General features: G+C 42.5%; 6 protein-coding genes and 3 pseudogenes. 1 reads left to right on the top strand and 8 read right to left on the bottom strand.

Going from position 1 to position 9579, the window contains the following annotated elements:
• Positions 1-295: 295 nt before the first annotated feature.
• The 8 genes and pseudogenes from H6F92_RS12540 to H6F92_RS12575 all read right to left on the bottom strand — a co-directional run.
• Positions 296-493 (bottom strand): annotated as a pseudogene (locus H6F92_RS12540) (hypothetical protein); the annotation flags it as partial.
• Between the two features lie 718 nt (positions 494-1211).
• Positions 1212-3998, bottom strand: coding sequence for a cation-translocating P-type ATPase (locus H6F92_RS12545; protein ID WP_190358082.1), 2787 nt, complete (start codon positions 3996-3998; stop codon positions 1212-1214).
• 505 nt (positions 3999-4503) lie between these two features.
• On the bottom strand, positions 4504-4644 hold the full coding sequence (locus H6F92_RS12550; protein WP_190358085.1) for a hypothetical protein: 141 nt from the start codon (positions 4642-4644) through the stop codon (positions 4504-4506).
• Positions 4645-4741: 97 nt separating this feature from the next.
• Positions 4742-6142, bottom strand: a complete 1401-nt coding sequence (locus H6F92_RS12555; RefSeq protein WP_190358083.1) for a UbiA family prenyltransferase — start codon at positions 6140-6142, stop codon at positions 4742-4744.
• A 362-nt stretch (positions 6143-6504) separates the two neighbouring features.
• Positions 6505-6720, bottom strand: a pseudogene (locus tag H6F92_RS12560) (Txe/YoeB family addiction module toxin); the annotation flags it as partial.
• A gap of 37 nt (positions 6721-6757) precedes the next feature.
• Positions 6758-7018, bottom strand: a complete 261-nt coding sequence (locus H6F92_RS12565; protein ID WP_002756849.1) for a type II toxin-antitoxin system Phd/YefM family antitoxin — start codon at positions 7016-7018, stop codon at positions 6758-6760.
• Positions 7019-7214: 196 nt separating this feature from the next.
• Positions 7215-7985 (bottom strand): peptidoglycan-binding protein, encoded by a 771-nt coding sequence (locus H6F92_RS12570; protein WP_190358084.1) that lies wholly within the window; start codon positions 7983-7985, stop codon positions 7215-7217.
• A gap of 64 nt (positions 7986-8049) precedes the next feature.
• The gene (locus H6F92_RS12575; protein WP_199308208.1) at positions 8050-8919 is read right to left on the bottom strand and encodes a peptidoglycan-binding protein; all 870 of its coding nucleotides are present in this window, start codon (positions 8917-8919) and stop codon (positions 8050-8052) included.
• Positions 8920-9469: 550 nt separating this feature from the next.
• Here H6F92_RS12575 and H6F92_RS12580 point away from each other — a divergent pair.
• Positions 9470-9579, top strand: a pseudogene (locus H6F92_RS12580) (photosystem II D2 protein (photosystem q(a) protein)); the annotation flags it as partial.

A 9579-nucleotide genomic window follows, 5' to 3' on the forward strand; every position in this document is an offset into this window, starting at 1 on the left:
TTCTCCCAATCCTTTTCTGATCGGCTTTTGGCTAGTTGCTCAAGCTGGATTGTTTCTTCCACACCCCCTTCTTTTTCAATAATTACTTTTCGATTTTTGGCCAATCCTCCTAATGGGACTTAGACAAAAAACAAATCGAGAAAAGCCTCAACCCCAATCCCTGCTTGGGATTTACTTCGAGAAGCCCAAAATCGCTGAAACCTAGATAGATCAAGGAAAATCATAAATCGAGGTTAACCCTTTGTCCCGTAATGGTTTGAGCCTTTTTTGCTGCCCGAAAATGCCTAAGTCCCATTAACAAACCTTCATCTTTCTTGATATCCTCTGGTTTTGCCTCTACCATTGCCTGTGCCAAAGGATCATTAGCAAACTTACGCTTAATCAAGGTTTTCAAACCTTGATATGTATCTTTAACGCCTTTTTCCGCCGTATCTTTAGCCGCAGCAACCGCACCAGCAACCAAGGCGGTGACAATCAGAGAAATTGGTTCCATTGTTTGATACTCCCAATAAAATATTGCTGATTCAATGTTATAGGACTTACGCACTGTACAAATTCACCATGGTGTGCATGAATGAAAATCGGTCGTTTCACACTTTTGGCGATTAACTTCCCAACGATAGCGATCGCTCAAAAGTCATCAAAAAATCACGTTAAAATGCCTGAAACCCATACCTCATATTTGGTCAATCCTGTCAATGCGTAAGTCCTATGTTAGATCAAAACAATTTTTAATACCGACATTCCGCACATCTTCATATATTTGGCTCTTCGTTACTTGTTATGGTTCGATAGGGGGGCATAAATCGACTAAATCCTTATCTGGCAAGAGACTTAATTGATTAGTTCGCTCTAGATAAAAAACAATTGACAAAAATCGCTAAATGCCTTTCTATATAAGGGTTCCATCCCTTATAATCCCCGTCCATTGCATAACACAAACCGAAGAGCCATATATTTTTATATATTTTTACATTCCCCAAGATGTTTTGACGAAAAACTGTCATTGTAGAAACTACTATTAAGAACTATGGTTCTTCGTTACTTGGTATGGTTCAATAGGGGGGCATAAATCGACTAAATCCTTATCTGGCAGGAGTTCTAGTGATTAGTTCGTTCTAGAGCGAAAACAATTGACAAAAATCGCATCAATGTCCTTACGGATTTAGTATCAGTTCACTATTTACTGAACAATGAAAAAAGCCCCCCAATTATCGCCGATGATACCAACGGGTAAATAATTTTTCTAACTCCACCCAAACGAATAATAAGGTACTAAACCCTAAACAGATTAATAATTCTTCTTTAGTTAAAAATTGAGTGCCGAAAAAATCCCGCAGGGCAGGAACATAGATTAACATCAGTTGAAAAATTGTCGTCAGGGTTACTGCTACCCAGAGATAGGGATTAGTCAAAGGATTCATTTCTATGGTAAGATGATCGCTCGATCGCACGGAAATGGCATGACCCATTTGAGCTAAACAGAGAGTAGTAAAAACCATAGTTTTCCATGAACCAGTATTACCAAAAAGCGGATCCAAGCGCACAGCGATCAACATTTGAGTGATATTAATAATCGAAAAAATAATCCCAATTCTCACGATATAAGTTCCCAAACCGCGAGCGAAAATACTTTCTTGGGGACTAAAAGGAGGGCGACGCATAATATTAGGAGAAGCGGGTTCCACTGCTAAAGCTAACGCGGGTAAACCATCAGTAACTAAATTCATCCAGAGAATTTGTAGGGGAGTTAGGGGAGTAACTAAACCCAAAAGAGGTGAAGCTGCGATAGTAATTACTTCCCCGATATTACTGCCGAGAATATATTTAATAAAACTGCGAATATTGTTATAAACGACTCGCCCTTCTTCCGTGGCAGCGACGATGGTGGCAAAATTATCATCAAGGAGAATCATATCACTAGCCTCTTTGGTGACATCGGTGCCGGAGATTCCCATGGCAATGCCGATATCTGCTTGTTTCAGGGCCGGAGCATCATTCACCCCATCTCCGGTCATAGCAACAAATTTACCCTTTTTTTGCAAGGCGCGGACAATGGTTAATTTATGTTCGGGGGAGACACGGGCATAGATGTTAGTTTTGTCAATGAGGGTTTCTAGCTGAATTGGTGATAATTTATCTAATTCTCGCCCTGAGATGACTAAAGCTCCCGCTTGGGCAATACCAAGACTTTTAGCCACCGCTAGAGCGGTTAATTGATGATCGCCGGTGATCATAATCGGACGGATTCCCGCTTCTCGACACCTAGCCACGGCGATTTGTGCCTCCGGTCGCGGTGCGTCGATCATACCGACCATTCCTAACCAAATTAGCTCATCTTCGCTGATTTCAGTTGATTCTGGCGGATAAATTAGTGTTTTATAGGCTAATCCTAAGACTCGTAAACCCCTGTTAGCCATAGCATTGTTAGCGACTAAGACTTGTTCTTTTTCCCTATCCCCAAAAGGAAGACTTTCTAATCCCGATTGATAGGAGAGACACTGTTCAAGAATTAATTCCGGAGAACCTTTGGTAAATAGTACGGGATTGACTCCTTGACAAATGACCGACATTCGCTTTCTTTGGGAAGAAAAGGGTATTTCAGCGATTCTAGGGAACTCTTGCTTGGTTAGGGATAAATTTAAGCCCGCTTTCGCCCCTAAAACTAATAAGGCTCCTTCTGTGGGATCGCCTAAAATGCTATCCTGACCGTTATCGAGGTATAAACTGGCATCGTTGCAGAGGACACTGGCAATTAAGAGATGATGTAATTCTAGATCGGTTTTGGGATCGATCGCCCGTTGCTGGGAGTCTAAAAATTGTCCTTTTGGGCTATATCCTTCCCCAGTAACTAAAAAATTGCGATTAATTGTCTCTATCTCCCGCACAATCATTTTATTTTCCGTTAGCGTCCCGGTTTTGTCGGAACAGATCACATTAACGGAACCGAGGGTTTCTACTGCCGGCAGTTTGCGAATCAAGGCCTGACGTTTGACCATGCGTTGGGTACCTAGGGCGAGAGTTAGGGTGATAACTGCGGGTAATCCTTCGGGAACGACGGCTACTGCCATACTAAGGGAAACTTCGACTAATTCCTCTAGGGCCGACCAACCGGCATTGATCAGGCCGATGGTAATAGTCAGGGCCACTAGAATGAGAGAACCAGCAACAAGGACATTACCCAAGTGAGTCATTCTTTTTTGGAGAGGAGTAGGTTCATTGCCAACTGTTGCTAACATTTGAGCGATTTTGCCTAATTCCGTGGTCATTCCCGTATTGGTAACGATGACCTTGGCCCGGCCTTGCAGTACCTCTGTTCCAGTAAAGACGAAATTTAAGCGATCGCCAAGGGGAGTATCCCTGTCTAAGGGGTCAATGGAGGCGGATTTATTAACACTATTTGCCTCTCCTGTCAAGGCCGATTCGCGAATTTGCAGGTTAAAAGCTTCGATGATTTGGCCGTCGGCGCTGATTTGGGTTCCCGCTTCAATCAGCATGATGTCCCCGGGGACAAGATTAACCGCATCTATTTCTCTGCGTTGGCCCTCGCGAATAACATTAACTTGGGGAGAGGAGAGTTTTTTTAAAGCGGCCAGAGCTTTTTCGGCGCGACTTTCTTGCAGATAGCCGAGGATACCATTGAGGATGACAATTGTTAAGATAGCGACCGTATCTTTGAAGGGAACACCAATTTTAGCCAGATGACCGCGCTGTAATGCCAGTAAATCTAGTCCTCCGGAAATTATGGCCACGGCAATTAAGAGGAGGAGCATAATATTGGTAAACTGATCCAGGAGAATTTGCCAATTACTGCGCCCTGGACGTTCTTGTAGTTCATTTTTGCCATAATATTTAATTCTTTGGGCGATTTGCTCTCTATTGAGGCCATTAACAGCCGAACTACCGAGGATAGATAGGGTGGTTTCCACCGGATAGGTATGCCAAGGTTGTTGCAAGTTAAGGCTAGAATGGGCAGAATAGTCGGCATTAGCGGCCATGGCAAGTCAAGATAGTTGATCTAGATAGATCTTAGCCGTTTCTTTCCCCGGTAACAGGAAAAAACAAATGCTCAAACTGCCTCTCCCTGCTCATAGACAGTCTTAACGAGTAATACTAAATCCGTTGAGTATAGGCCAGTTATGAGGAGAGGCACTCATGCAAGAGGCAAAAGGCAAAGGGGAGAATAAATAATCAGTTTTTAATAACCGGATTTAGTATAATTTAGATAAGTAGCTGGTTATAATTAAATTGAAGATAGATTTTGGGTTCGATCCCCCCCGCCCCTAGGGCTGATTCATTCTCCGAATCTAATTCTTTTTTTTGCTACCTTTAATCCCATAGTAGGTTGATTCATGAATCAACCTACTATGAGAGTTGATTCATGAATCAACCTACAAAGCACGACGTTTTGACAAATTTTCAGCTATTTATTTCCGAGAAATCGACTAAAAACGTTGCCAGATAAGGATTTGAGAGAATGACATTTCAGAGAATGAAACGACCCTAGGTTTCTGGAGGTTTGGGTGGTACTGCGGCTCTAGAACCCTTTTTAATAATTTGTAGAGGTTGTAGGGGAGGAGTGGCTTTAATTGGCTCTTCGGGGGGTTCAGGGGTGCTAGGGGTTTTCTTCGGGGGACGTGGCATGATACGACAAGGAAAATAAAAACTATAGGATTATTGAGGCACATCGAGCCGCTAACCCGCTCGACCGGCGCTACAAAATTGGCGATCGCACTACCTTCTAGCTGGCTTGTCCCCCTCTCAGGTTAAACACTCCATACCAATGATGTATTGCTAACCACCCGACTGATAACAAACCTGCTAAACTCAAGGTTAAACCACTAAAGGGAATTAATAATGCAAATACTGGTAAAATTGCTCCAGCAATAGTACAAATAATGGCGGCTAAAGCAGCGTGACGATTTGCCCCTAAACCATAGATGAAACCGAGTAAAATCAAGGATATGATCAACCAAGCTATTTCTGCATTCATTACTCGCGCCAGATAGGTTAAAGTTAATAAGCAAGCAAAGAAAATACCTGCAGCAATCGCCAAATTTTTTAAACTCATGGGTAGGGACAAATATAAAAGCAATATCCACCACAAAAATAAGGCTGGTGCTAACAGTAATAACCGGGGCATAATCCCAGTTTTTCCTATTGGTTTGGTGGCAGTAAATACACCAAAGGGATTTCTTACAGAAACATTCTCATCGAATATCCAAGTAAATTGGGTACTGTCACCATCACTTTTAATTTCATGAGGAACTATCCCACTAGCAAAATCAGCATTTCTAAAATTAGCAATTGTTGTGAGGCGAAATTGAGAAAGTAATTGATCAGTGGCATTATAAACCCAACGTGGTCCACCTTGTGCTTGATAGCTAACTTTAATTGTGGTTTCTTGTCCTGGTTCTAACTGCAAGGGAAAACCATAATCTCCAGGGTTTATTTGTTTTAATCTTGTTCCATCTCTTTCTACTTTATAACTAGAAAGTAAGGAGTATCCTAAGGGTGGTGGTGCTTCAAAGAAAAAATTATTAACATCACTTAGTGAATTGACAATTTTATAATCAGCAGTGTAATCTGTAAGATAAATGGCACTGCGACTTTGCACGTTTACACTTTGGTCAATTTTAACTTGAATGTTTGAACCTGCTACGTTTAAATAGCGAGTAACTTTTTGTTTATCTGTCACCTTGACTATTTTGCCGTTAACTTGAGTAGTATAGCTGTAAGGTTCTTCGACAATGTAACGCACTTGGGGCGCAATTTGTTCTAATTTATCACCTGCGACACTTTCCGCTACTTGTGCTACTTTTGCTTGTTCCCAGTAATGGTAACGGTTGCTTAAAGTAGAAGTGAGGAAAAATCCCGTAACTACTAAAATTAAAATTAGGGCTAAATGTTGTAGTTCTTTGAGAAGTTGGGAATAACGAATCGACCATTCCCCAAAGAAAACAGCTTGTTCGCTGGTATTGCGTCTCAGAGAAAAACTGATTATAGCGATCGCAACTCCCAAAGCTACAATTAAAAACGCAAACAATAGTGAACCTTGAATTAGTTGCGTACCAAACTTGATTAATTCATCAGGATGTGTTAAATCTGGTAATCCTGGAATACCTTGAGCAATAGGAGACATAAGTAAATATGTAGATGTTCAGATATTGAAACAACTTGACAGATATAATTTCCAAAAGTTTCTGCAAAAATACTAGGAAAACATTGTTAATATTTTAGAAGTCAGGAGTCAGTCCTGATGAAAAAATTTTCACCCCCACAGATGAAAGAGATTTCTTTCCCTACACCCCACACCCTACACCCTTTTTCTACAACAGCAGTAAATGTGTTCATAACCGATACATAATTTCTAGGCTGACCAGAATACAAAATAATTATGACATAAATAGATAAGGAGAGCGCTAACAAATCTTGGTGCGTTCCCAGGAATTTATTGGCGGAGTAATTAGGTGTTTTCGTGGGGAACGCACCCTACAGCGATGGCTAATCTTGGTAATGATAGCGACAGGAAATAATTGTTAGATAATGATCATCGACAACATAGACAAGACGATTAGCTTCATCCGTACGGGACCAAAAACCTGACAAATTCTCTCTCAAGGGTTCAGGTTTACCGATTCCTTCAAAGGGATTGGATAGAGTATCTTGGATGAGCAGATTGATTCTTTTCAGGGTTTTCTTGTCCTGAGATTGCCAATAAAGATAATCTTTTCATGCTTTACTACCCCAAGCCAACTTACGCATCGATTAAATCATGTTCTTGTGTTTTACCTGCTTGATATTCTGCGATCGCTTCTTGCAAATGTTGAGCATTAGCTGCAGATCTTAAGAGATAAACTGTTTCCATCAGACTGTCATAATAACTTTTAGACATGATAACAACATCTTCTGTATCTCCTCTGACAATGAAAGTACAGTTTTTATCATTGGCTACTGTATCTATTACAGATTTAAAGTTTTTTTGGGCTTCACTAAAGTTGACAATGTTGACGCTCATCAGAGTTGTACATGGTTAAGTACAATTGTTATTATAGTTCTGTCCAAATCTGGTTGGCAAAACCCAAAGGCTTCGGGGAACGCACCCTAAAGATGCGATCGCTTGCTCAAAGTCCATAATCTTGGTGCGTTCCCAGGAATTTATTGGCGGAGTAATTAGGAGTTGTCGTGGGGAACGCACCCTACAGCTTTGTTAGTCAACTCCAACCATGTAACTGGAACCATCCAGCCCGACTGAGAGTATCTTTGCCATAATTCCGGTTAGCAGTGAAGAAATCAACATCTCCGTGATCGCGCAAAGCTCTTAGAGCATTTCCAGGTCCAGAATTGTATGCAGCTAAAGCGGCACGGATAAGCTCTTTGCCTTGCAAATTAGTCTTGCGTTGCATAAAAGCTCGGTTGTCAGCAAGAACTTTACAGCCAAAGAGAATGTTCTCTCTGGGATCTTTCCACTTACCAGTAGAGGTAAACTGAGGAAAAGCACGGTCATCAATTTGCATCAGTCCCCGACCGTGACCAAAATCTCCCGTACCAGAAGGGCCAGGTGGATTTAAGAGTAATCCCCAGTGAGATTCTCGTGAACCAATGCCCGCAATCACAGCAATCGGAAAGCCCTGTTGGTTAGCTCCTTCTTCAATAAAAGCTCTGAACTGTTGAGCGGCTTCTAATTGTCTGAGCATGGAAGCATCATTGCGAGCAATCGTCGTGGCAAACACAAGTTCAAGATTGGGAGGTTGCTCGTCCGATAAGGCTGCCCAAGTCAGCGGACCGACAATTCCATCATCATCCAAACCACGAGAGCGTTGAAATTGTTTGACAGCCATTTCGGTTGCCTGTCCAAAGAAGCCATCAATAACGACAGCAATTCCTTTGGCATTGAGCAGTTCTTGCAGTTCCATCACTTCGTCTCGAAGTTGAGGAGAAGTATGGTCAAATCCGTCAAATAAACGTAAGGTTGGACCGATCATTGTGCAAATTCTCCTTGCATTTTGTTTTTTGCTAGTTTTCAGGATTATTGAAGTCAGTTTGCCTTTAGGAAGATGAGAGTCCCAACGCCGCAAGCGTGGCAGGTCCAACGATGCCATCAACCGGTTGCAATTGTTTCTGTTGTTGAAATGCTTTAACTGCTTCTTCTGTCTTTGGACCAAAGAAACCATCAACTGTTAACTGGAAGCCATTGCGGACTAATGCTTGCTGAACTTGGCGCACGTCATCTCCTTCCAGAAGTGGGCGCGTGAGTTGCAATAAGCGATCTCCTAGTTCAACGCTACCCCCACCATTAACCCCTGTGTCCAGAGTCGGACCATTAGCAAAGCCATTAGCAGGAGATTTACCGAGACGAGCGGCGGTATTTGGACCCCACTGCCCATCCTCTGCAATCCTGTCATTGGGATTGTTTTGATTCCACAGTTGCTGGAACGCCAGGATAGCAGTTGAGCGGATGTCACGAACCCCAGCACCTTTAAAGTCAAAATGAACCGGATCTGATGGACCTAGCCACTTCCAGCCCTGAGCTTCTAGGAAAGGTCGCCAGCCTGCATGATCTTCAATATCGAGAGCTAATCCACTTTGATGGTTGCTCTTTCCTGGCTCAGCAGCGATAGTAATGCCACATCGATTCGCCTGAGCTTGTTGAAAAAGAAGTAGTTGTTGGGCAATAGTCCGATAAGCGGAGTTGACAATCAGAGTCTGGCCTCGATTGGCAACTGCCCGATCTAGGGCGCGTTTAGCCGCTGGTTGTAAGAATGGCCAAACTGCTTGTCCAAGCCTGATCTTGGGGGAAGAAAAATCAACTAAAGCACCTGAGACAAGTCGATTCATTTGAGCAATGAGTTGCCGATCTAGTCCCCTAACCACTGTCGTGGAACAGCTTGTAGTCCCAGCTTGCGTTACTGTCACCATAAATTTCTTCCTGAGCGAGGGATTCTTAGTTCAACAAGTCCACTTAAGCTAAGGGACTTGCGCTTTGATAATGCACCATTTAGGGCTGGTCTGATTCTTCTACAGAGCGATTGTCTGGCTGGGATATCATTCCTACGCAAGTCCCTAAATACCTGGCGATGTTTAGCTTAAATGGTGGTTCTTTTATCCTACTATCCCACTTCCATCGGTCTAACACCCCTTAATAAGACTTAATAGCGCACTGTGGGGTTTAATCACCTCAATTTGGGCATAATTACCGCACAGAGGGGTCTAGCATTCCAATCAAGTGGATTTTGCCGCATTTGCCAATGACAACAGCTTTGAGGGCGCAGCAAGTGGTCTCCCAAAAAAATTTTAGATTTTTTTAAGATCGACCTAAAAAACATTGGTCATTTTTTCCAATATAGTGTAAGTTAAGAAAAGTAAAGATTTCTCACAATTCTTCCACACATCTGCTCGCCTGCTCGGATAGATGGAGAAGAGAGCGCGGAATCTTAGCAATAATATACATTTTTCGGAGAAAACCCCCATGACCATTGCTGTCGGACGCGCCCCAGAAAGAGGGCTGTTTGATGCTCTCGATGACTGGCTCAAAAGAGACCGTTTCGTCTTCATCGGTTGGTCTGGTTTACTACTCTT

This window comes from Microcystis wesenbergii FACHB-1317 (assembly GCF_014696875.1).
In the GTDB taxonomy this organism is placed as follows: domain Bacteria; phylum Cyanobacteriota; class Cyanobacteriia; order Cyanobacteriales; family Microcystaceae; genus Microcystis; species Microcystis wesenbergii_A.